The organism is Parachlamydiales bacterium (assembly GCA_041671045.1).
Taxonomy (GTDB): Bacteria; Chlamydiota; Chlamydiia; order Chlamydiales; family JABDDJ01; genus JABDDJ01.
In genome coordinates this window covers 526,658-551,215 of the sequence record JBAZCF010000001.1, presented here as the reverse complement: position 1 = coordinate 551,215, position 24,558 = coordinate 526,658, and the positions used below count along the sequence as shown (strand labels likewise).

General features: G+C 43.8%; 21 protein-coding genes. 14 read left to right on the top strand and 7 right to left on the bottom strand.

Going from position 1 to position 24,558, the window contains the following annotated elements; translation table 11 throughout:
• The first annotated feature begins 31 nt into the window (after positions 1-31).
• The 5 genes from xseB (at position 32) to WC222_02510 (ending at position 3,777) form a co-directional block, all read left to right on the top strand.
• Positions 32-307 carry an exodeoxyribonuclease VII small subunit gene (gene xseB / locus WC222_02530; protein ID MFA6915246.1) on the top strand — a complete coding sequence of 92 codons (276 nt, stop codon included), beginning with the start codon at positions 32-34 and terminating at the stop codon, positions 305-307.
• Positions 308-314: 7 nt separating this feature from the next.
• The gene (locus WC222_02525; GenBank protein ID MFA6915245.1) at positions 315-2,222 is read left to right on the top strand and encodes a 1-deoxy-D-xylulose-5-phosphate synthase; all 1,908 of its coding nucleotides are present in this window, start codon (positions 315-317) and stop codon (positions 2,220-2,222) included.
• Positions 2,219-3,061, top strand: a complete 843-nt coding sequence (locus tag WC222_02520) for an NAD(+)/NADH kinase (GenBank protein MFA6915244.1) — start codon at positions 2,219-2,221, stop codon at positions 3,059-3,061. The genes WC222_02525 and WC222_02520 overlap by 4 nt, the downstream gene beginning before the upstream one ends.
• Before the next feature lie 294 nt (positions 3,062-3,355).
• Positions 3,356-3,547 carry a hypothetical protein gene (locus WC222_02515; protein ID MFA6915243.1) on the top strand — a complete coding sequence of 64 codons (192 nt, stop codon included), beginning with the start codon at positions 3,356-3,358 and terminating at the stop codon, positions 3,545-3,547.
• Positions 3,548-3,582: 35 nt separating this feature from the next.
• Positions 3,583-3,777, top strand: coding sequence for a hypothetical protein (locus tag WC222_02510; GenBank protein MFA6915242.1), 195 nt, complete (start codon positions 3,583-3,585; stop codon positions 3,775-3,777).
• A 222-nt stretch (positions 3,778-3,999) separates the two neighbouring features.
• Here the strand turns inward: WC222_02510 and WC222_02505 are convergent, their stop codons facing one another.
• Positions 4,000-4,344 carry a hypothetical protein gene (locus WC222_02505; protein ID MFA6915241.1) on the bottom strand — a complete coding sequence of 115 codons (345 nt, stop codon included), beginning with the start codon at positions 4,342-4,344 and terminating at the stop codon, positions 4,000-4,002.
• Between the two features lie 70 nt (positions 4,345-4,414).
• On the opposite strand from WC222_02505, the gene WC222_02500 reads away from it, so the two are divergent.
• Together WC222_02500 and WC222_02495 are read left to right on the top strand one after the other, a co-directional pair.
• Entirely contained in the window at positions 4,415-5,707 is a 1,293-nt protein-coding gene (locus tag WC222_02500; GenBank protein MFA6915240.1) for a hypothetical protein, read from the top strand.
• Positions 5,708-5,981: 274 nt separating this feature from the next.
• Positions 5,982-7,334, top strand: a complete 1,353-nt coding sequence (locus WC222_02495; protein ID MFA6915239.1) for a hypothetical protein — start codon at positions 5,982-5,984, stop codon at positions 7,332-7,334.
• A gap of 38 nt (positions 7,335-7,372) precedes the next feature.
• Here WC222_02495 and WC222_02490 read toward each other — a convergent pair whose 3' ends face one another.
• Positions 7,373-7,564 carry a DUF2892 domain-containing protein gene (locus WC222_02490; GenBank protein ID MFA6915238.1) on the bottom strand — a complete coding sequence of 64 codons (192 nt, stop codon included), beginning with the start codon at positions 7,562-7,564 and terminating at the stop codon, positions 7,373-7,375.
• A gap of 76 nt (positions 7,565-7,640) precedes the next feature.
• On the opposite strand from WC222_02490, the gene WC222_02485 reads away from it, so the two are divergent.
• Together WC222_02485 and WC222_02480 are read left to right on the top strand one after the other, a co-directional pair.
• Positions 7,641-8,174, top strand: coding sequence for a biotin transporter BioY (locus tag WC222_02485; protein MFA6915237.1), 534 nt, complete (start codon positions 7,641-7,643; stop codon positions 8,172-8,174).
• A 9-nt stretch (positions 8,175-8,183) separates the two neighbouring features.
• The gene (locus WC222_02480; GenBank protein MFA6915236.1) at positions 8,184-8,339 is read left to right on the top strand and encodes a hypothetical protein; all 156 of its coding nucleotides are present in this window, start codon (positions 8,184-8,186) and stop codon (positions 8,337-8,339) included.
• Between the two features lie 187 nt (positions 8,340-8,526).
• Here WC222_02480 and WC222_02475 read toward each other — a convergent pair whose 3' ends face one another.
• The 3 genes from WC222_02475 to WC222_02465 form a co-directional block, all read right to left on the bottom strand.
• Positions 8,527-9,744, bottom strand: coding sequence for an Lpg1974 family pore-forming outer membrane protein (locus tag WC222_02475; GenBank protein ID MFA6915235.1), 1,218 nt, complete (start codon positions 9,742-9,744; stop codon positions 8,527-8,529).
• A 376-nt stretch (positions 9,745-10,120) separates the two neighbouring features.
• Complete coding sequence (locus tag WC222_02470; protein ID MFA6915234.1) at positions 10,121-11,107, bottom strand: DMT family transporter; 987 nt, start codon at positions 11,105-11,107, stop codon at positions 10,121-10,123.
• A gap of 341 nt (positions 11,108-11,448) precedes the next feature.
• Complete coding sequence (locus WC222_02465) at positions 11,449-11,727, bottom strand: hypothetical protein (GenBank protein MFA6915233.1); 279 nt, start codon at positions 11,725-11,727, stop codon at positions 11,449-11,451.
• 147 nt (positions 11,728-11,874) lie between these two features.
• Here WC222_02465 and hutH point away from each other — a divergent pair, with 147 nt between their 5' ends.
• The 5 genes from hutH (at position 11,875) to WC222_02440 (ending at position 21,006) form a co-directional block, all read left to right on the top strand.
• Positions 11,875-13,413, top strand: coding sequence for a histidine ammonia-lyase (hutH, locus tag WC222_02460; GenBank protein ID MFA6915232.1), 1,539 nt, complete (start codon positions 11,875-11,877; stop codon positions 13,411-13,413).
• The gene (gene hutU / locus WC222_02455) at positions 13,386-15,080 is read left to right on the top strand and encodes a urocanate hydratase (protein ID MFA6915231.1); all 1,695 of its coding nucleotides are present in this window, start codon (positions 13,386-13,388) and stop codon (positions 15,078-15,080) included. The genes hutH and hutU overlap by 28 nt, the downstream gene beginning before the upstream one ends.
• A gap of 1 nt (position 15,081) precedes the next feature.
• The gene (gene hutI / locus WC222_02450) at positions 15,082-16,293 is read left to right on the top strand and encodes an imidazolonepropionase (GenBank protein ID MFA6915230.1); all 1,212 of its coding nucleotides are present in this window, start codon (positions 15,082-15,084) and stop codon (positions 16,291-16,293) included.
• On the top strand, positions 16,287-17,249 hold the full coding sequence (gene hutG / locus WC222_02445; protein ID MFA6915229.1) for a formimidoylglutamase: 963 nt from the start codon (positions 16,287-16,289) through the stop codon (positions 17,247-17,249). The genes hutI and hutG overlap by 7 nt, the downstream gene beginning before the upstream one ends.
• A 121-nt stretch (positions 17,250-17,370) precedes the next feature.
• Positions 17,371-21,006 (top strand): hypothetical protein, encoded by a 3,636-nt coding sequence (locus WC222_02440; protein ID MFA6915228.1) that lies wholly within the window; start codon positions 17,371-17,373, stop codon positions 21,004-21,006.
• 63 nt (positions 21,007-21,069) lie between these two features.
• Here the strand turns inward: WC222_02440 and WC222_02435 are convergent, their stop codons facing one another.
• Both WC222_02435 and WC222_02430 read right to left on the bottom strand, forming a co-directional pair.
• The gene (locus WC222_02435; GenBank protein ID MFA6915227.1) at positions 21,070-21,987 is read right to left on the bottom strand and encodes a class I SAM-dependent methyltransferase; all 918 of its coding nucleotides are present in this window, start codon (positions 21,985-21,987) and stop codon (positions 21,070-21,072) included.
• Between the two features lie 50 nt (positions 21,988-22,037).
• Positions 22,038-24,557: a hypothetical protein gene (locus WC222_02430; GenBank protein ID MFA6915226.1), complete on the bottom strand. Its 2,520-nt coding sequence runs from the start codon at positions 24,555-24,557 to the stop codon at positions 22,038-22,040.
• Between the last annotated feature and the right edge of the window lies 1 nt (position 24,558).

Sequence of the window (24,558 nt, the reverse complement as noted above, 5' to 3'; positions counted from 1 at the left end):
TATAACAAATGCTAAATATCAAGGTCTAACTGTGAACACCTCTTCCAATGAAAGCACTGGACAGGAACAGCTTTCCTTTGAAGCAGCCTTTCACCGTCTGGAAGAACTGCTTGAAAAGTTGAATAATGCTGAGACTCCCCTCGAAGATGCTCTGAAATGCTATGAAGAAGCTGACAAACTCATCAGCCAATGCAATAAGCGCTTGAATACAGCAGAAAAAAAAATCGAGAAATTGATTAAAAACCGCAACGATGAAGTCCAAGTTGATGAACAAGGACGGCCAAAAACAGAACCATTTTCCACCTAGGCCGCCCATGTCAAAGCTACTGCCCACCATTAAAACTCCTGAAGATCTACAAAAATACGACTTTAATCAATTGAATGAGCTGGCTGCTGAGATTCGCCAGCGTATTATAGAAGTCATGTCTGTTAATGGGGGGCACCTGGCATCCAACCTTGGCACAGTTGAATTGACTCTTGCTTTGCATAAGGTCTTTCAATCCCCTAAAGACAAGTTTATTTGGGATGTCAGCCACCAAACGTACACCCACAAAATCCTCACCGGGCGCAACGATAGATTCCCTACGATCCGGCAGTACCAGGGACTTTCAGGCTTTGGCCACCCTAAAGAATCCCCTCACGACCATTTCCACGCAGGCCATGCGGGGACAGCCCTTTCTTTAGCTCTGGGTGTGGCCCAAACGCGCGATTTGATGGATGAAGACAACTATGTCATCCCTGTGATCGGAGATGCAACGTTGACCTGTGGTATGTCATTGGAAGCTTTAAATAACTTACCACGAGACTTGAAAAAGTTTATTATCATCTTAAATGATAATGCAATGTCGATATCCAAGAATGTGGGAGCCATCACCCGAATTCTTAGCCGCATACTAAGCAATCCCCTCACGCATAAGATCCATCAGGAACTTGATTCTCTCGTCTCAAAAATCCCAAGCTACGGACCTGCTCTTTCTCGCCAAGGCCATAAAATATCCAGCTCCTTAAAAAACCTGGTCAGTCCGGCATCTTTTTTCGAACATTACGGCGTCTCTTATATCGGCCCAGTCGATGGACATGATATTAAAGAGCTGACCTCTGTATTGGAAAAGCTCAAAAATTCCTCCTGGCCTGTGATCCTACACATCCTGACCAATAAGGGCCAAGGGATGGAAGCGGCCATTGCCAATCCTACCGGCTACCACGGCGCACGCCCCTTTCATCTTGATACAGGTAAATTCATTGTTGCTCCCTCACCCAAGCCCACTTTCCCTCAAGTTTTTGGAAAGCATATTTTGGAAATGGCTGATAATGACCCTATTTTACAAGTTGTTACCCCTGCCATGTCTTGCGGCTCCTGCTTAGATGCCTTCATGCAAAAATATCCGCAGCGCTGCCTAGACGCAGGCATTGCAGAATCGCATGCTATCACTTTCTGCGGCGGCCTGGCTTATGGCGGCAAAACTCATGTCGTTGCCTCTATTTACTCCACTTTTCTGCAACGCGCCTTCGACAATCTTTTCCACGACATCTGCCTGCAAGAACTTCCCGTCGTATTCGCGATAGACCGTGCAGGCCTGGCCGGCGCCGATGGGGCCACACATAATGGTATTTATGATATCTCCTTCCTTAACGCTATGCCAAATATGGTGATTGCACAGCCACGCAACGGGGATGTGCTAAAAGACTTATTAAGCTCGGCGTTTTCGTGGAATCGTCCCACCGCCATCCGTTATCCGAACTTAGCCACCGAAGTGACCGAAGCGCCTAGAGTCCCCCGTCCTTTAGGCAAGGGAGAAATTCTTGCCCAAGGTTCTAAACTCGCTATCATCGCCTTAGGTCATATGAATAAGGTTGCCCTTGAAGTTAGAGAGCAGCTCAAGCAATGGGGTGTCGAAGCCTCTGTTGTCGATCCTATCTTCGTTAAACCTTTGGACTCTGAATTACTGTGCGATCTTCTAACGACACACCAAACTATTGTGACCATCGAAGAACATTCCGCTATTTGCGGACTAGGCTCCATCTTAAATAACTTCCTTATGACGAACGGATACTCCAACGTCCAAGTTCTTAATTTTGGAGTGCCGGAAGCTTATATTGAACAAGGCACGCATGCAGCTTTACTAAAAGAAATTGGCCTTACGTCTGATAATATCACCAACAAAATCGTTTCCCAGTTCGAACTCTCCAAACAGGCCTCTATCCAGGCGAGCAGCATATGATCATCGCCCTCCTTCCCAATCTTTCTAAAAGCCAGTCAAAATCTATCGCCACAAGCATCAGGGAATTCCTAGTGCAAAACGGGGTGACTGTCACCGCGCGCGACGATGAGGCCGAAACAATAGGCGCCGTTCCCCTTTCTTCCGTGAAATCCGAAGAGATCTCTTTTATTATCACTCTAGGCGGAGATGGGACCATCCTGCGCTTCCTACATACCCATCCCGATTTATCCGCTCCTGTCGTCGGTATTAACCTTGGCGGTTTAGGTTTTATGGCAGACATCCCTCTATCCGACATTTACCCTTGCCTGCATGCTCTGCTTAAAGGAAATTACTCCGTCGATGAACGGATCATGATGACTGGAACAACCCAGGGCGGCCAAAGCACCTTCGCCCTGAATGATATCGTCATTCATAGGGGGCAAATCCCCAGCCTGATCGAATTAGTCATTCATGTAGACGGTAACTATCTAAATACTTTCTCGGCCGACGGCGTCGTCGTCGCCACACCTAATGGCTCTACGGCTTACTCTCTTGCCGCAGGAGGACCTATCCTCACTCCTAAGATGGAAGCCTTTGTCCTAACTCCCATCTGTCCGCATACAATTTCTAACCGCCCTATTGTTTTGCTCCCTAATCAAACAATCCAAATTCAATACATCACAGAAAATGAACCTATCGAGATTATTTTCGACGGTTTGGACTGCTTCCGCATGTCAAATGGAGAAATGTTTTACATTACTCTCTCACAAAAAAAATTCAAATTAGTCAACCTTCCCCAATACGATTATTTCTCTACTTTGAGAAAAAAATTGGGCTGGACAGGCAAGCTCAAAGCGTAATTCCTAGGGTAATTTATCCTTTCTCAATTTACTTACAATCAGCCATCTAGAATAAATATAAAAAAATATTTTGTTAAAAATGCAGATTGTTCTGGAAGAATTATTTGCCAACACTGTATGTACTGGAGGTAAATCCTTTTTTGTAAAGTAACCTTCGCAAGAGCGGCGGATGACGGTACAAGGGACTAATAACAAATCTCACCAAATTTAAGGGGTGTATCATGAAGAATAAACTATTCTCTATCCTAATGTTGTGCGCTGCTACTGTAATGTTAGCTGGCTGCTGCTGCGTCCGTGATCCTTGCTGCAACCCAGCACCACGTCCATGCTGCCCACCTAAGCCAGTTTGCTGTCCAAAACCAGTTTGCTGTCCAAAACCAGTTTGTTGTCCTCCAGCAGAGTGCTGCTACTAAGAGCCGACAGAGCTGCATAGCGAGTTGTTGCACCGGCAGGACTACATTTCCTTGCCGGTTGCAGCACGATTAAGGTAGCAATAGTAACAATGAAACACAGGAGCTCTAATGAAATCTCTTAACACACTTCTCCTCTGCTTAACAGGATTCCTACTCTCAAGCTGCTGTAATAATAGCTACGATCCAAACTGCAATCCCTGCCCAGCGCCTCGGCCCACCTGCCCGCAACCCGTACTAGACTACAATGAATGTTGCGATGACTCCGGCTACAGCGCCCGTCCTTACTTATGGGAGCACTACTAGAAACTTACACCAAAATCGCCGCAGCTGCGCGGCTTAATGTAAAGCAGCGTGTAAACAACTACCACGTGCTTGTGAAAGCTCGAGTAGACCTCAAAACTATAAGGAGTGTTCAATGAGTAACAAACTGCGCTACATCACCGCGTTGCTGCTGTTATGTGCAACGACAGTGCTGTGGGCAGGGTGCAGCAGAAACAGCTGTGAACCTGTTTGTGCCGACCCCTGTCAACCCGTGTGCCCTCCGATTTGCAAGCCCGTTTGTCCTCCACCTTGCAAGCCGGTATGTCCACCACCATGCGAACCAGTATGCAAACCTGTATGCAGACCAGTATGCCCACCTCCATGCGAGCCTGTGTGCAGACCAGTATGCCCTCCAGTATGCAGACCAGTTTGCCCACCACCATGCGAGCCAGTGTGCAGACCTGTATGCCCACCACCATGCGAGCCAGTATGCAAACCTGTATGCAAACCAGTATGCCCACCTCCATGTGAGCCTGTATGCAAACCAGTTTGCCCAGCTCCATGCCCACCACCATGCGAACCAAGCTGCAAAGCTCCTATCCGCTGCAAACATCCTCAGCAAAATGAACTTAAGTGCATCGATGGTATCATCGTTTCTGCACGTAACCCTCAACTCTGCATGCTCGGCGACCAGTATCCTCTGGAATTCGACATCAGAGCTTGCGATGATGTTTGCGACGTAGTTGTGACAACACACCTACCGGAAGGCGTTTCCTTCATTCGCAGTACTCCACCAGCACACGTTGATGGCCGTACAGTGATCTGGGATATCGGTTCCATGCAAAAATGCCAAACTATCCCAGCGAAAGTTTGGTTGCGTTGCGACTGCGAAGGTGAACTTTGCGCTTGCTTCTGCGCTACTGCAACACCCACACGCTTTTGCTCTATCCTCTGCGCTAAGCCTGTTCTGAACTGCCACATCTGCGGTCCAGAAGAAGTTTGCCCAAACGATCCAGTTCATTATTCACTCACAGTTTCCAACCGTGGAAGCTGCGCTGCTGAAGACGTTGTCGCTACAATCAACGTACCTGATGGACTTGAGCACAGCAGCTGCTTGCGTACACTTTGCTTCCGTCTTGGCCGCCTAGAGCCATGCCAGACAAAGCAAATCAATGCATGCTTCACAGCAGTACGCCGCGGCAAAGTCTGCACAACAGCCCTTGTTACTGCTTGCAACGCAGACTCTACGTCCTGCCAAGCTTGCACATGCATCTGCTGCTGCGCTGTTGACTTAGTCAAAACTGGTCCGAAAGAAGTCCAAATCGGCAAAAATGCTGATTATGTGATCACACTTTCTAACCAAGGCGACAAGCCATTAACTGAAGTGATCGTAACAGACATTGCTCCAGCTTCGACATCTATCGTTGCTGCACAAGGTGCTGCGATTAACGGCAACCAAGCTGTATGGAAACTCCGCGAGCTGAAACCAGGTGAAAAAGTCACCTTCAACATCTCGTTGACAACCTGCACACCAGGCTGCTTCACTAACCGCGTTAGCGTTACAAACTGCCAAGGCTGCTGCGCTTCTTCCGAGTTTACTACTCGCTGGAGAGGACGTCCTGCTCTAACAGTTTGCATCTGCGACACTGAAGACCCAGTTTGCATTGGCGAGCCTACAAGCTACTGCATCAGCGTTGTGAACCAAGGTTCCGAAGCTGACGACAATGTATCAGTAATCGTTCATTTCCCTGCGGAAATCGAGCCTATTGATGCTAGTGGCGACACCCCAGGTCAAGTCAATGGCCAAACAGTGACCTTCGCACCATACGACAACTTTAGACCACGTCAAACATTGAACTACCGTGTCAATGCTCGTGCTGCTAAGTCTGGCGATGGCCGCGTAGTTGTTGACGTAACTTCGGCTTCGATTACGACTCCGATTACACAACAAGAAAGCACTATCGTTAACTAAGCGCATAACTTAGTTATTGAGGCTAGGGCCTGTGGAAGAAATTCCACAGGCCCTTTTTTTTTGCATTGTGTGTCCGGAGTAAAACGCTCCTATCTAATGCCTTTATTCACTCAACTCACCTTTTGGAAGACACTAGAAACAGCAGCAAGTGGCGGGGCAGATTTAGTCCAACCTCGTTATGAATTCAACTAAGGGAAATTACAATACTTATCTTAATAAAACATTAACAATTTAAAGCTATAATTATATTTTTATTATAAATAACGGTTTAATTATGACTCTAGATTCTAATTACACAAGTTCACTGCAAAATCGCGAAACTTTTTATCAGGCAATACAGTCAAATCCTGAAGGTACCCAAAAGTTTTGTACTGACTTCCTTGAGCGTGCAAATGGAACTGATCAAAAGCTACTAGAGCTTAAGCCTGGCGAAAAATTCTATTACGATAAAGATACACTAGAATTTCGTTCTGAACCCCTTATAAGGCTAAAAGAACTCAATCCTACAGCCTATGAAAAGGCTATTGAACTTAATCCTGAAGGATATGCAAAAGCGATGAACCGTTCATATGCAAAGGACGATCCTGAAATAGAAACGGTGTATAAAAATAAGATTATTCACAGACATGTATTAAGTGAAGGGATAAGTAATTCTAACCCCCGTTTAACAGGGGAAATTACTCATTTTCTATTTTATAAGGGACGCAAAGGTTGGGATGCATTTATAACCTTCGTTACAAAACTGCAGGAGGGTAGATTTCTATCCATCGAGGATAAGATTGCAAAACATGGTTCTGTTGAAAGCCTCCTTGCAGAACGTTACGATTTCCTCACTTCAAATTTGAACAATATTAAACTGACGACAACTAGAGTGGAAGATGCCCAACAGAAAATATTCCAAATATTAACCACGCTTAAAAATAAATCACCTATTACACAAGATGAAAAAGAATTTTTCCTTAAATTCAAACTCAACAATTATTCTGTTTTAAATATGAGTGAAGATGTGTATGCGGAATTTTCTAGTGTATTTGAAAAACTTCAAAAGTTTGTAAAAATATATTGCATTCCTAGCGACCAGATAGAAACTCTTTCAGAGTTTTCCGCGGAAGAAGTTATTAATGACCATTACACTTTTCTATGTGAAATTGTAGATAAAATCGAGATCCAGTCATTGGAAGGGCGTCTAACAAAAAATAGACTATTAAGGGTCCTGCTGCCCAAATTAAAGAACAATTTAGCATTGACTCCAAGAGATATTCAATTGCTAAATACATTTAAGATTGTTAATTATAAGGTGAATGCTCACGAAAGTGAAATTGCAAAATTCAACGTGTTGTTTGGTAAACTCCGCGACTTACCTTATTCAGCAATATCTCAAGAAGAAAATCACACCGTTCTATCAGCTCTTGTTCAAATTAATAAGGTAGTTGGAACAGCTTCATTAGAAGGAAGAGTTCAACACAACCCTTCTAAACTATCTACAACTGACCGAATAAAAAATCTTTTCTTAAAAACATGGGGGATTTCCCACGTGTATTTTGCTATCTCACGCATTATCTCTACAGTAGCTTCATTTTTTGAAAAGGCAATTCCTAATTTCTTAACTTTTTCAAGTTTAAATTAGTTTTGGCAGTGCAGCACTCTCGTGATTGCACTTGTCTCCTACCTCTTCAAATCGCAGCTGTTTTTTCCGATAAGTTGGAAAAACAAGCACCATCCTGCTATTGCTTCGTAGAGTGTAAATACTGCAAAGGCTAGGAGTATCCAGCTAGCATAGTACCAAGCTAACACAAAAAGGACGATTGCAATGGTAAGGCGTATTAGCCTGTCTGGTGTTCCAATATTTGGTGTCATTCGTTCTCTCCCCTTTATTCTTCACTTTCATTATACTGATGTTTCTTTATGTTTTACTTAATGGAGGAATTTAAAAGTGACTACTATTTTAGAGAAATTGCGTTTTTCCCAAGTTCTGCCAAATAGCTTTTTAGCTAATACCTGCGCTGTTGTATCCGGAGCAGTTGCTCTGTCAGTTCTTTCACAAGTCTCTATCCCGCTTTATCCTGTGTCCATTACTCTACAAACCTTTGGCGTCATGCTTCTCGGTCTTTTCCTTACCCCAAAAAATGCATTTTTTGCGTGCCTAGCTTATCTTTCGGCTGCAACAGCGGGCTTGCCAGTACTTTCTGCTGGACATGTCAATCCCTTATGGATCCTAGAGCCAGCTGCGGGATATCTATTGAGCTTTCCATTTGCTGCATACCTTACATCTGTCTGTGTTAGAAATTCCTATTTGCTTTCAGGAATTGCCATTGGTCAAGCTGTGACCTTTATGATGGGCGTCGCGTGGCTATCAGCGCTAATAGGCGTTGAGAATGCCTTCTGGTATGGTTTTGTTCTATTCATTCCTGGGACACTTTTAAAGTCTGCTGCGGCCTACTGCGTCGGTAAAGCAAAATCACTTTAATCTTGAATTGTGCCTAATCTTAATCCTCAGGCTGATAAACCTATCGGTGTTTACAGCTTGAGGTTATCTGATCTTTCAATGATCCAGCATTATCCCTTGCTCGAACCTGTGACTATGATGGCTTGGTTTACTGCCATTGCTATAGCTCACAGCATATGCGTGTGAATAGAGTACTCTTGTGGATGGAAGGGTGGAAAAACAAAAAGGACAAAATGCTAGTTATCGACTGCTTTATTGCTCGCTGATCTAGATAGATCTTAATCATCTTGAAAATACTACACGACTTATTTAAGCAAAAAAAAAGGGGCAGCTACTGCTACCCCTTCACACACAAAAACTCTACTATCGGATCTTAGTAATCAAAACCGACAGAAGCTGTCAAACCGTATAAGGACAAGTCACCATTTTCAACTGGGAAAATGATGTCGCTTAGTCCTGAAACTGCACCAGGTGCAAGTACTGCACGGTGGAATTGGTTCTGGTTTGTGTACAATTGGTGTTCCCAACCTAACTTGAAGAATACGCGGTAGCTGCAGTCGCAAATCCAACGGCTATATTCTAGGCCAAGTCCCAATGTTGTATTGAGGTTGACATGACGTGGATCTGAACGGCTTCTACTTGTTTCATTGTTGTCATAGTTAAGAGCAGCAATAGGTGACTCTGTCTTAATTTTACCGCGGAATTTGATTTGTGGCTCAGCGTACAACAATGCTGCTGCAGCTTTAGCATATAATCCTAATCCACCGCAAAGAGTGTAATGCAGGTCAAGACCAATTTGTGGACCAACACCAACATAATCTCTTGTCAACTGAACTTGGTCGGTCAGATCGAATGGTGCAAAGCCTACAACTGGAGTTGTAACCGGGAAGCCTGTAAAAGCTGTCTCTGTACGGAAAGTTGCTTTTTGACGTATAGAAGCAACTTTAATATCAAAGTGTGGTCTTACATGGAATTGATCGCAGCAAGCGCCAAAAGAATAGCCTACGCCGATTTCAAAAGCATTGTAGCTTAAGCCCCAGTCGCCTGAGATTCTGCTTCCTAGAATTGGCAATGCACCTGTTGTACTAAATGGAGGTGTTGCACCACTAGCCCAAGCTGGTTCGTTGATTTCTGAATCTAGTAACGCATCATCAGTAAGAGATGCTTTAGACTTTGAATACAACCATGTCCAAGCAAATTTCCAATCCCAGCAGCTGCCTGGATTTTGGTAGCCTAGAGTAAGGCGAGTACCTGGTCTCCATTTTGGATCAAGATATTTTGTGAAATATCTTTGGGATGAGCCATTAGTTACAGAAATTGTACCATCACCTGGAATAGCCACAGTTGTAGGGGCATTGGTGGTGCTTGAGAAAGAACGACCGACGGGTAATTCGTCGACGTAAGTTCTCCAGTATAGAAATTCAGCTTCGAAAGACCAGTCTCCACAGCAGAAGTCATTCGAGGCGTTATTGCAGCAGTTATAGTTATTGTTGTAGTCATAGCAGTCGTTGTAGGCAGCCGACAAGGATGCTGTTGCGACTAGCAAAGTTGATACTCCCGCCAATGCGAGTTTCTTAGCAAAGTTCCACATACTCCCTCAGTGTTGGTATGTTGATTTAGTCATAGCTTTAGCCATGAATTGGTGTCGCAATAATGCTCACTTTGGCAGTTATTGCACTACTCAATGTGCGCATAGTCTTGAGGCTCTCGACGAGGCCCACAACACCGTTTAACGCTAACGTTTATATCTTTACTCTCATGAATATAATTTCTGCAAGTCTTTTCACTAAAAATATGAAAAAAATTATTTTTTTTCGCATTTGAAAATGTAAATTCAGACGAAACAATCGTCCCCTAGAGCAGCCTAGACCGCTAGTTTTAATAAAGTAGAAAAAAGATAGTTCGAGATTTAAAGTATTGATTTTCTAAGATAAAAAGGGCTAGTAATTGTTTTTTTCAAACAATTCCTAAGCACTTTCCATCGCAATAGGTTCAAGGATTGAGGATGATTCCTGCCTTTCCTGCATTTTCTTTTGTTTGACTGTTTTACGTTTTTTATACGCTTTGCTTCCTTCCGCTGCTAGTGTACACAGAGCGGCAAGAGTAATGCAGGCACAAGCACATAAAAGGTACGTCGTAGGCTCAGTCAATCCGGTAAGTACAAGGAAAGTGAGGGCGCCCATAGGGACCATATAAGAGAGAACGTTCAATGTTTGATAGTGGCCTCTTTTAAGGCCATAGTCCCACAAGAGGTAGGCAATGCCGACCAAGCTAATTCCGTAGAAAACCATAAGCATCCACTGCTCAGAAGTAGGGACTACAGTTTTTTCAAAGAGGAAGTGGCCAATTGCTGTGACTAAGGCGGAAACTCCCATATAGCCGCCCATCATGGAGCTTGAAAGGTTGGAATAGCGGCGGGTAAAAAGGGTATAAGCTGTCCAAGCAAGCGAAGCAATAAAAGCGAGGACATAGCCGATAATGTGATTATATTCCCAAGCGATGCTATCGCTGCCAATGATGTCCATGAATAGCAGGGTCATTCCTACCATGGCAATCATCGAAGCAAAAATATGGCTGCGCGTGAAGCGTTCGCCGATCACGATGTTGGAAAGGATAATGACCTCGATGGGCCACAGGTAATAAATCATATCTACGCCAGCAGGGGGAGCGTATTGAAAGGCAGAGGCGTAGCAAGCTTGAACGAGAGTGAAGGAAACAATTCCGACAAGCCAGATTTTTGGGGGTTGTCTAAGGGTATGCCACCTATTAGTGAAGGCAACGCGAGCTAGGGTTGCTAAAAAACCGATGCCACCCACTATAGCGATGAGCTGTAGGGGTGGTATTTCCCCTAAGTACATAACGATGGTAGACTCTGCAGCCCAGAGGGCGAGAGCGATGGCGCCTGCGATGCTAGCCCAGCCGCGTGAAAGGAAGATTTCACCATTATTTTCCATCCAGTTCCTCATGAAAAATACTATGCAAAGAGTTAATAATAAAGAGAACGAAAGCGGGGGCAATTTGATAATTAGATTTAATGGACAATAAAAGGCTGTACGCTATATTCAAGCGTTTTGAAGAGTATTGAAATGACTCATCTAGGGTACTGTGCATCCGCTCCTATAGGGACTTGCAAGGTACACTTATGCTTGATTCGGGTCGCAAGGCACGGTGCCGTGGACTACCAGGCAATTTACTATAATTATATTCCTAACCTCATTTGATTTCAAGATAAATTAACTAATAGTAAAAAAAATAGTATTACTAAGAGCCCGTTTTGAAAGTGAGATCTCAAATTCTAGTTCGCATGCCATACTAAATTGTATTTCGCAGGCCCGGGATGGTCTTGCTTTAAATAGACAACTTCTACGGTGACGGAATGATGAAAGCCCTTAATAAACCAGCCGTTATCGGTTTTTTCTATAGCTAGAATAGCGTCGGCAGAAGTGAGGTGTTCGCTTAATTCCGGAGAATTAAGAATAGCTTTGATTTCATTCGCAGTGGAATACAGTGGAGGCAATACACCTTGAAGCGCAGAAAAAGAAAAAATTAGCAGGGAAAATAGAATTTTATACATAGAATTTCCTTTCATTTATCCATTAGACTGAGTGATGCAGTCTTCAGTTACTAGACAGTTCATTTAGTCTAATCGCACTATTTTCTCATACAAAAAAAATATTAATAGACTAGAATGACCCTAATAAACTTGAACGTTCTGGGGACAATGAATAAAGAATCTGATCTTAAAGTTATAGTTCTGGATGGCGAAACACTGACTATTGAAAATGCGTATAAAATTTCGATGGGAGCTCCTATAGCAATCGATACGAATTGTGCAGAAAAAATTGTACGCAGCCGTACTTTAGTTGAAGAATTGGCGAAAGGGGATAAACCCGTCTATGGGGTAAATACAGGAGTAGGTTGGCTAGCGGGAACAAAAATCCCCCCCAATAAACAAAAGATCCTTTCTAGAAATGTCGTCATCAGCCATGCCGGCGGGATGGGGCCCTCACTGGATATTCACGAGATCCGCCTGGCGATGGCGCTACGCTTAAATGTATTTGTCAAAGGTTATACCGGTGTCAGACCTATCCTGTGCAAAACATTATGCGATATGATCAACGCCCATATCTATCCCTATATACCCGAATATGGGTCGTTGGGTGCTAGTGGAGATTTGATTCCCCTTTCTCATATAGCTCTAGCTATGCTGGGCGAAGGGCTCTCTTTTTATCAAAATGAATTGATCGAGACTAAGATAGCGTTAAAAAAAGCAGGGATCGAACCTATCGTCTTAGAAACAAAAGAAGGTTTAGCTCTGATAAATGGGACGCAAGTGATGCTTTCGGTAGGAGGATTGGCGACACTCGTGGGATATAGCCTCTGCCGCCAAGCAGACCTGGCCGCGGCTTTAACCTATGAGGCTATGGTTGCGCATCTTGACCCCTTGGATCCATTGATACACAGGATCCGAAACCACCGCTATCAAGCACAAACGGCAACAAATATGCTGAATGTACTCAAAGGTTCTTATCTATTCGATGAAGACACTAAGCATTTGCGCGTGCAAGACCCCTACTCACTCCGCTGCGCACCGCAGGTGCATGGTGCTAGCCGCGATATTATTACTTATGCTTTGGACGTTTGTGGATGTGAGCTGAATGCTGCTACAGATAATCCATTGGTCGATGTTGCCAACAAAAAAATCTTAAGCGGAGGCAATTTTCACGGACAGCCTTTAGCTATTGCTTTCGATTCAGCCTGCCTTGGTGTGGCCGAATTGGCTAATATTTCGGAACGACGTATAGAAGTCTTATTGAATCCCCACTTAAGCAATCTCCCCGCCTTTTTAGCCAAAAACGCAGGCATTGATTCCGGGTTAATGTTAACACAGTACTTGGCAGGATCTTTCGTGAATGAGAATAAGGTGTTATCTCATCCTGCATCCACAGATTCTATCCCCGGGAATGTAGGCATAGAAGATCATGTATCGATGGGAATGACATCTGCACGCAAACTGAAGACGGTAGTGCGCAACACACGGCAAGTTCTTGGAATAGAATGCATCGTCGCTGCACAAGCGATCGATATGCGGAACATTACAAAATTGGGTGTCGGAACTAGGAAATTGTACGATATCGTACGCAGCGAAGTCCCCAAATTAGAAAATGACCGCTGTTTCAAAGATGAATTATATTTTGGATCCATCGCTCTAACAAGAGCAACGGAGGAATTATGTACAGCAGGAATGAACCTCCAATGACCTTTGACACTTTTTGGAAAACTTACGCCCACGAGAATTCTTATCGCGCACCGCGGGGGACAGAACTGCATGCAAAAAGTTGGCAGACGGAAGCCCCTTTAAGGATGCTGTTAAATAACCTCGATGCGGAAGTAGCTGAAGATCCTGCCCATCTCGTTGTCTATGGCGGGATCGGGCAGGCCGCCCGCAGTGTGGAAGCATTGAAAGGGATTGTCAAAGCTTTACTGGAACTTAAGGAAGACCAAACGCTGCTTGTTCAATCAGGAAAAGCTGTAGGAGTACTGCCCACGCATGCCGAAGCACCGCGTGTCCTTATCGCCAATAGCAATCTTGTTCCCCATTGGGCTACTTGGGAAAACTTCAATGCTTTACGAGAGCGCGGTTTAATCATGTATGGTCAAATGACAGCCGGCAGCTGGATCTACATTGGAACCCAGGGGATAGTCCAAGGGACATTCGAAACATTCGCAGAAGCTGCACGCCGTCACTTCGGCGGCACCTTGAAAAATCGCTTGGTCGTCAGCGGCGGTTTAGGCGGAATGGGAGGAGCGCAGCCCCTTGCTGTCACTATGAATGACGGAGTTTTCTTAGGAGTTGATGTGGACCCGGCGCGGATTGAACGCCGTATTGCAACACGTTATCTAGACAAGATGACGACCCATTATGATGAAGCCATACGCTGGTCCTTAGAAGCCAAAGAGCAAGGTATTCCCCTTTCCATAGGATTGGTAGGAAATATCGGCCTTGTCTTAGAAAAGATGAACAACGATAACATCGTGCCGGACTTGGCAACAGATCAGACGTCAGCCCACGATCCCCTAAATGGATATGTACCGACAGGATACTCCCTTTCATCTGCTGCAGATCAACGTAAAGCAGATCCTGCGACATATCTGAAACACTCCCTGTCAAGCATGGCAAAACATGTGGAAGCTTTGCTCGAAATGAAGAAGCGGGGGACCATAGTTTTCGATTATGGAAATAACTTGAGGGGATTTGCCAAAGAGGGAGGTGCAGAAAATGCATTTGATATTCCAGGATTTGTCCCGGAATATATCCGCCCCTTATTCTGTGAAGGGAAAGGTCCTTTCCGCTGGGCTGCACTTTCGGGCAATCCTAAAGATATTGCTGTGACAGACCAAGCTTTATTGGAACTTTTTCCCCAGGATAAGAACCTTGCCCGCTGGCTAACTGCAGCAAAAGAAAAGATAGCCTTCCAAGGTCTTCCTGCTCGTATTTGTTGGTTAGGAATGGGTGAAAGAGAAAAAGCCGGCCTCCGTTTTAACGAGCTTGTTAAAACAGGCGCCGTCTCCGCCCCGCTAGTCATCGGACGCGACCACCTGGATTGCGGTTCTGTTGCCTCCCCTTATCGCGAGACGGAAAATATGCTGGATGGTTCCGACGCTATCTCAGACTGGCCCATTCTCAATGCTCTTGTCAACACTGCGTCCGGTGCTACTTGGGTTTCCTTTCACCACGGCGGCGGCGTAGGTATAGGCTTTTCACAGCATGCAGGGATGGTTATCGTTGCAGATGGAACAGAGAGAGCTGCACGCTGTTTAGGACGTGTACTGCATAACGACCCTGCTATGGGAGTAATACGCCACTCCGATGCAGGCTATGAGGAAGCAAAGAAAATGAGCCGCAACTTCGGATTAGACTTATAATATGCTTATAGGCCCCTTCAAACAGATTGTTACATTGCGCAAGCTACCTTTAAAAGGTCCTCTGGCGGATCACGCCCTAGAAATTATTGCCGATGGCGGTATTCTGGTTAAAGACGGTGTCATCGAAGCTGTAGAGCCTTATACACAGCTTTTTTCTCAGGCAGACTCCTTTATGCCAATCGACTTTCCTGCTGTGGTTTTTCCGGGCCTAGTGGATGCACATACACATATATGTTGGGCCGGCGACAGATCAGACGAATACGCAAACCGTCTTGAAGGTATTACATATCAACAGCTTGCAGCAAAAGGCGGCGGCATCCTACGTACTATGCGCGCCACCCGATCAGCGTCTGAAGATGATCTATTGATGGGCTTGCTAGACCGTTTAAAATTACAACAACGCGATGGCATCACCACTTGCGAAGTGAAAAGCGGTTATGGATTGGATCTTCAAAATGAATTGAAGTGTCTACGTACAATCCAACTCGCCTCCCGCAAACAGCCTATTCAAATCGTCGCTACCTGCCTTGCTGCCCACATACTCCCTCCCGAGTTTTCTGATAAGGACGCTTATCTATCCTCTATTAAAGAGGAGTTATGGCCCCTTCTGCAGAAGGAAAATCTAGCGCATAGAATGGATATCTTTATTGAAAATGAAGCTTTTCCCCCCTCTTCCGCACTTAGTTATCTCAAAGATGCACAGAAATGCGGTTTTGCAACTACTGCACATGCGGGACAGTTTAGCACAGAAGGAATCCATGCTGCCATAGAAGCGGGTGTACATAGCGCAGACCATTTGGAATGTGTTGACGAAGCTGCAGCACGCATTCTTGCTAAAACAAATACCGTTGCCACAGTTTTACCGGGGGCAACTCTAGGCTTGGGGCTCCCCTTTCCACCTGCTCGTATGCTCTTAGACACCGGCAACTGTTTAGCTATCGCCAGTGATTGGAACCCGGGATCTGCCCCGATGGGCCGCCTGCTGACCCAAGCCTCTTTATTGGGAGCCGCTCAGAAACTTACGATGACAGAAACATGGGCAGGGATAACATTCCGTGCCGCACAGGCATTAGACCTGCACGATAGAGGAGTCATCGAAATTGGAAAGCGTGCTGATTTAGCTATTTTCCCTTGCCAAAACTGGCAAGAGGTCCTGTATTATCAAGGTTCTTTATTACCCAAGTTTGTCATGATCGGAGGAAGGCTGTGGTAAATTTATACGGATATCAACCTCCAGAAAAATTCCTTTGGCAGGGTAGGCATGACGGTCCTGAGGCTTTACGATTGCACGAAGTTGTCCACTGCACTGACGTACAATTTGGCCTGGCCCTTCCAAAACACGCTATTGTACTCATTGGTTTTGCCAGTGATGAAGGTGTTAAACGCAACCTGGGCAGACCCGGTGCTGCTGATGGCCCTTTAGCTTGGAGGAAAGCCCTAGCCAACCTACCTGTACCTGAGGGATTAACGCGCCCTATTTTTGATGCCGGAGATATTACTTGTTTGGAAAACGATCTTGAACAAGCACAAGCAGCTCTTGGCCTTCTTGTCGCCCTAGTTCTAGAACAGGGTGGATTTCCTTTCGTCTGCGGGGGCGGGCATGAGGTAGCGTGGGGACAGTTTCTTGGTATAGCAGAAAAAGGTTTTGACCGCGGACTGGGCATAGTAAATCTCGATGCCCATTATGATTTACGTCCCGTTCTGGAAGGAAATAAAGGGACTTCCGGCACGACTTTCTCACAGATGCTTGATCATCAAAACGCTAAAGGTTTCCCTTTTTATTATGCGTGCGCAGGAATTCAACCCCAGGGGAATACGATTGCTTTGCACCAAAAAGCGCGTACTTTAGATGTTTTAGTTATCCCAGCCGAAGAAATAGATCACGCCCCCCATTTGTTGGAGCCTTTTATTGATCTTGCCCAACATCTATATTTTACTATCTGCCTTGATGTATTTAATAGCGCCTTTGCCCCCGGGGTTTCTGCTCCCCAAGTTTTGGGCATCACCCCAACGCAAGCTTTACCTTTGATAAGAAAAATGGCCGGCACAGGAAAACTCTTCGCATGCAATATTGCAGAGTTATCTCCCTCCTATGACCGCGATCAGATGACTGCACGCTTAGCTGCCGCGCTGACTTTAGAAATTCTGCGGCTGCTCCCTTCCAATTAGTAATAAATCTTTGTCAACATTAACTAATTAACATACACCATAACTAAACAAATAAATTATCGATAAATTAATAATTCCATGCTAGTATTAATGGATTATTTTTAGAAAATCTCGGCAATCTATGTCTATCACTCCTTTATTAAATGAAGTTGCACCCAAAGTCACTTTTTGGAACAACTATTTCCTGAAAGCAGACACTCTACCCAACGATCTAACTGAAGCCACAGAAAAAGTGAATTTACTTGTTGACATAGCCTTGGATAATCCCAACGCTTATTTAGACAAAGTTTACACTAGATTAAAACAAAGGCAATACCAGTTGCTGCAGTTTAGCGAAAGTTTTTGGGCTGATACAATATTTTTCAGAATATTCTCTCCCTATACTGTCGATGAGATTCTAAAACGTAGACAATTACTGATCGGCGCTATACAGCAAATAAACTATACTGCCGATCAGTGGGGTCCAGACAGCCCCTTATCTGAAGATCCGGAAAATTCCCCTCTAGAATATGCTTGTTCCGAATACTTCGTAGATTCACTTGAAAAGGTTGAAACCCAAGCATCCCTTATTAAAACTCCCCATGGAATTTTTGCTGCGTGGAGTGATGAGTATACTGACCAATTAAGAACGAGACCCGTCTCCGACCTCGCTACTTTTAATAATATTACGGCGGCTATCAACCTTTATCAAGAATTCCATGCCAAAACTGATCCTGCTAAAGGACAGATCGTAGCGCTGGTGGATTCTTTTGAAAATCTGGAAGACCTCACATCTGTTTCTCCCCGTCCTACTTACATTAACATTACTGACAAACTTAAGGTAAATAAAAACAGACTCTTCATAAATTATGAAGGCCAATATTGTTATTTTGGATTAGGAGGCGACTTTGTTATAGGAAGCTTCCTGTCCTATTCAGCAATGACAATGGAAAAAACACTCTCCATCTACGAAAATGTAAATGGCTATAAGACAGTAAGAGAAACTCTAATAAAAAATTTTAATACTTTCCTCGTTCATGAACTCCCCAAAGAGGGTGAAAAGCCAAATGATGCGATGGATATTCGTATATATATTGACGATCATCGACAAGGCAACTTCTCATTTTTAGTTCCAGAAAATGAGAAGTTTAAACATTTCCTTTTTTTCTATGAGAGATTAGAACTATTAGAGTTACGCATTTTAGAACACTATATAGACGTACTGGAAAGTTTAGGCGTAAAAATAGCATCTGAAACTCTTCCTCTGAACACGCAAATCCGGGAAGAATATGACCCTAAACCAACATGTAAGCTATCAAACACCTTTCCTATAGCACTTAGAAAGCATCAGCTCCATTCCACAGGACATGAAATCCTTAGCTATGAAATCCCCTGTGCAAAAACTAGCTTAGCAGACTTAACCGAAATGACGGCAATAAAGGAAATCACCCCTGAGAAAATAGAACTATGGAAAATAAGAAGCTCAGAATTCAAAACACAAGTGCAATCTGCAGGGTTCCTCTATAGTAAAGAAATGGGTTCTACCACTAAGTGTGTAGTAGACTTCGAGGATAATATCTGCCCCGTCCCTTTCATCAGTCTGATTTGGAAGGATAGCCTCAACGGTATTCAAACCACACGCTTAAAAAAAATGGGCCCTAAAGCTCTTACTTATGTAAGAAGCCTGGAAGCCAGATTAACTACAGACTGTCGAATAAATATTAAGCAGCTGAACGCTCTTAAGTTTGAATATTTTGTTTCCTGCTGCGTCGTCCTAGGCGGTACTCATTTAGAAGTGACCTGTGCGGGATTCCTCAAGGACCCTGAATACTACGTGAAGCATACCCTCCCGATTGAAGAAAATGATTCTTATCAAACTATAGAAGCAAAGCTAGAACAACAGCTAAAAATCCATCAGGACATATTACAAAAGACTTTAGATGAGATTGCTCCCGAAACAGGTATCCCAGTTACATTAAATTCAGGCTCCTTTGAATCCATTCAAGTCAATGAAGCGGGCGAACTCCTTTATTTACATCATTGCATCCTATCCTCAAATTACAGCCACTTTGTAGAGAACGTCGCCCGATTAAAACACTCTGTTGCAATTAATAATTTGTTAGGTCTTTTAGGTTTTTATGTTCTTAGTGAGGACGAGGCTAAAGTCTATCTACGCTCCACATTCATCAACAAAATACACAACACAAAAAAAAGGGTCCTAATACACCAGAACCCAACGACTCTGCTTTATCGAACCTATTTCTTAAATCCCCTCTATCCCGAAATGTTGATTCAATGGGATATCAACAAGCTAGAGGATTTATCTGAAATCGACACTGCTATTGAAGAAGTCTTACAGCTAAGAGTAAGTCTGGATAACTTTTTTGAGCGGCTTAGCACTTTCGTCCCTACAACCATTCCTCCAAAGAGAAACGTAGACATCTCGGTTATCAAGAATTATTACTCTACTGCAAATTTTTATGATAAAAGTGCTCCAAACTATGTCAGCCCTTTTCGTGGTGAAATCGATATCTCTGAAACATCCACAACGAATAAACTCATTAAATTCTATCGAGAAATACAACTTCCTCAAAATGCTCATATCTTAAAAATATTGTCTAATATTGTTTTTGAAATTGAAAAAATGCCGCTTCTGAAAGACCGATTGTCAAATGCGATGGAAACTGTAGCAGCCATGTGTTATTGCTCTATCAAACACGAGAGCGTCTTTACAAGCCTTTATTCTCTCATCACAGGTAACATTGCCCTATCAAATTCTGAGATGTACGATTATGTGGAACGGGAACTAGCCTATGGGGATGCACTGAAAAAAGGCGCCGTCATAGAGATGGCTGCAGAAGTTTTAGATCCTTTTAATACACAGGCCACCATCAGTGAAAACAACCAGTCCGTCCATACTGAAAAACGCCTTATCACTCTATTGAGCAATAATGGGATCAAAATCCCTTTTGCAGAAATGAATACTACTGTTGATGATCTTTTCGCATTTATCGGGAATTACCATACAGAGGACGATGTATTTGCAGGGTTTCACAACAAGTTAAACCCCTTTCATATCATTAATTTCTATCATCAGCGTCATAACACAGCCTTCAGGGAAAACGACCTTCATGCAATAAATGCCATGAATGAGCTCTTACTAAGTTATGTCGAACAACATATCATTCCAAATAACGAAAAATATACAGATCACAGCAAACGGCTGCTTGAAGTAAATACTAAGAAATCCTATGCACTGCAAAAAATTAGACAGACAAGATTTGCTCATAGAGAACAGCTCTGCAGGACTTTAAGATCAAAGGCTATACAAAGCGCCCAGACCAATTTGGAAAAATCATTAGTGAATACATCGTGGACAGTAGATGAAGTTCTTGAAGCAATTACAGCTAAGAAAAAATGGGCTATGCAAGGGTTAAAAGAAAAGCATAAGGACTCTGTAAACCAAGAAACACAACCCTGTATTGACGCTCTACTTTTGAGAGCAGTAGATGAAGAGGAGAAAATCCGTCTAGAGAATTTTATAGATACATATATACGTTCGATAAAACCTCTAACACATTATTGGAAATCTATCAAAAAGGAACGGATCAATGCGATAGAAGACCAAGCTATTTTGGAAAGGAATTCCATCCTTAAAGAAGTGCTGTCTGAACAAAACTTTGTCGTCTATGACGAGTATTCTATTCCGACAGGATACACTCGAGAGGGATCTAAAGCTATTCTCTTTGCAATGAATTTTTTAGAACTCGCGCCCTAAGCTTACCCCTTCAGTATGATAAACCTGTCCTAGAAAACGTTTTGTTTCGCAAAGGAGAGTTCATTAATGAATGATACTCACACGAGTCTGTAGCACAATTTTTGCATCCTTTAGCGGGATAGAACTGTCAGTTATTGAATTTACGCCGTCCGGTCCGCAAGTAATGCAACGCCCGCCCAAATTTACACCTTCGGGAACTGCAACAAGCTCTTCACTGGTGACAACCTCATTCACATAGCTTCTTACGCCTGTGCGAATACATGCTGAGCTTAGCATGTCATCAAAGAATTCCCAGGAAGAAATAGTCCTGCCTTGAAAGCTCTTAGCTAAGGCTAGGAAATATCCTTGTTTGTCCAAAGAAAGCATCCCTTGCCAAAGACGTTGCCTCTCTTCTGCATCCAATTTTTGTAGTATTGCATATAAAGGATGCTGCCAAGATCCCTTTGGAATAAAAACGCTATGGCTCCCTTTCTCATTAAAATACGGGATTGCTGTGGGATCCAAGTTAAGGGACTCTTCAATAAACATGTATAGATAAGGTTCGTAATTTAAGGCATGGATCAGTTTACCTTCAGGATGCAGCACCTTCTTTATCGATTCTATTGCAAGGATCAAACTTTCCCCATTCAATGTATCAAGAGCATTGGTCCCTATCACAAAATCAAATGATCCTTCAGGAAAAACTGCATCAAGCTTACGCATATCTGCAGATATGATTTCAGGGAAACTATCCGTTAAAATTGGATTGCAGTCGCAATAGTAAAAATCTTGTCTTAATTCCGTTGAGAAAGAACGTGTAAAAAAAGAGGCCCCATTATCATCTAAGGGACCACAGCCGATTTCTAGGACCTTCGCACCGGGAGGGATGTGTTTATCCGCTATTTTCCTCATGTTGTGCAGACGGAGCTTTAACTGAAGTTCCTCAAGCTGAGCTTGGAATGACCCGGCGGGTGATGCTTGCTCATCACTAAACCTCTGCATAACTTTTCCTGAGGCATTTGCCTCTGCCATATCTTGATAACTTACAAAAGTCACTTTGTATTTCCTTCTAGTAAAAGGGTAGCTTGCTTCCTTACATACTCATTGGGATCATTTAAAAGAGGACGTATCCATACCTGCCAGCCTTGGGGTTTGGATACAGAAAGCCCATTTAAGACTGAGTAACGGATTAGTTCTTGGTCTGACTCCAAAGCATTTTGAATTAATGGCATATTATCCTTATCCGGGGAAAGGGCCAGTATAAATATTGCGATGATTTTGACATAAAGCGCATCATCTTCTTGATAAAGTTTTTTGGCGAATGAAAGCGCTTGTGTACTATCGGTAGAAGCTAAATACAATAGTGCGTATCTGCGCATGATAGGTTCAATAAGGCTTTTAGACTCCAAGTCCTTACTGACAGATTTTACTGCAGTGTTATCCTGTGAATTATAGAAGTACTGTAGTGCATAGATTAATACAGGAGAATAATAGAGTGAAGGATCTCTAAGAACGCTAATGAGATGTTCCGGAAATTGCTTAAGCAACGGACTGTTAAAGTAGTGTGTGAATCTGATGATATCCAAAATTTCCAGTTTGTTGCGGGCTGAAATCAGGCTTGTCGCAAGCATAGAAGGAAGGAATGATACATTAATGGGTGAAATGGCGCCTGTTTCCAGCCAGCCTTTTTCAGGATCATACGCTAGTCCCTCTACCCTTGGGTAGCGAGGTAGGCTACTCAGCCAATCCTCTTTGATCTGACCAGAACCCTTTATGCCTTGGCTATGTCCTTCAACGCCCCAATGATCTTCTTTTCTAAAGGCAGGGAAGACATCTTTCCCGCCTGCGTCAATAAATAGAGCGCTAGGCCATTCTTCCGGACTTTCCGGTAGAACAATATTGGCATTTCCTGTCTTGAAAAAATATTTGTTATCACAGCAGCCATCCAAAAACAATCCCAGAGCTTGGGGTTTGCGGGCTGTGCCAATCCCTTGTTCCAGAACATAGTAATTATCATTTCCTTCCCCATCAATCAACACACCAATGGACATGTCCCCGCCCACACCTTGACTTCCCCACTCAGCTTGGTAAGTGTCGTTGCCTTTTTTATCTAGAAGCAATCCGGCGGCGAGGTGCAAGCCTTGTCCCTGGGAATTGACTTTTGCTTGGTAGACATCATCCCCTGCGTCATCTACTAATATCCCTGCTCCCAAAAAATAGGCTGAACCTTGCGAGAACCAGTTCCCTTTGTAGAGGTCATTCCCTTTAGCGTCATAGAGAAAGGAGAGGCCTCCATATAAACTTGGAGTTGCATTAAAGGGGTTAAACCGCACTCCCACTGACGCTCCTTGCCCAATACCCATGTTTTTTTTCAATTTGTCTTTTTCAACTTCTCCTAAAAGATAACGGTCGTCACCTTCTAAATCTACTAACCATGCAGCTCCGCTTGTTGTGGAGGCTGCTTGTGCAAATCCTAAGGCTGTGTAAGTGTCGTTTCCGCCTTTATCAAAGAGCATCGCAGCACCGAAGGCGGAAGCTCCTTGTCCAAACCAATCTAATTTGTAGCTATCATTGCCGGATTCATCCCACAGAATGCCGCTTCCAAAGAAGGCAGCACCTTGTGATAATTCTACAGCATCATAAGAGTCGTCTCCGCTTAGATCTGCCAATAGACCTAAGCCTAAAACCCCGGCTCCTTGTGCAGCCACCTTCCCTTTGTAGTTATCATCGCCAGAAAAGTCGACTAATAAGGCTACAGGAAAGTGTTTGCCTGTTCCACCGGCATTGTTCAAGTAATCATCGTTACCTCCGGCATCTATCAAGAAATCGACATCCTCACTATGTTTATCGTTGCCGGTCCCTGCGATCAGCATCTTTGCGCCTTCTTCTTCGAATAAGAAATGCAGTGTTGCCGGTAGTTTTTCATATTCTGCTTTGTGTTTGGATAGATATTCTGCAATGTTTGCAAGACGCCTTTCCTGAAAAGCTAAGGCCTTAATGTCAATTTTTCGACTTAAAGTGTAAAATATAAAAGAAGTTAAAGATTCGGTCGTGAAAATATCATACGCGTCGGGGGTTTTTGGATTGAAAAAGAACTGGGAATACTTTTCGAGGATGTATTTCTTTTCGCTTTTATCTAAGGCGCTAAAGATAGAGATAACTTCTTTCCTGATATCTAAGAAACATTTCCAAGCGGAATAAGCTGATGCAGCGGCATCCCCTAATGCTATCTCCCACTCTTTTGGTGGAGCTAACTCCGGGCAGCCGGGAATTACCCCTCCGCCAAATGCGCTATAGCGCCATGCAGCAGCCACAGAATTTACTAAATTAGGGCTTAAATGTTCGGATGCATCTTCAGCAAATCGTGGCAGGAAAAATGGATCTCCTAAAAAGGCGTCGATGGCAGGGTTAAACCCTAAGACGGAGTAGTTGCCTTGGCCATAACTCCATACAGGCCTGGGCGTGGATGCCCATTCGTCCCAGACTTTTTGGGCAGTGTCCCCGTTTTTATAGTAGTATCCTAAAACGGCGACACTGCAAAAGATGATTGCTAATACAATCCATCGGGCCAAA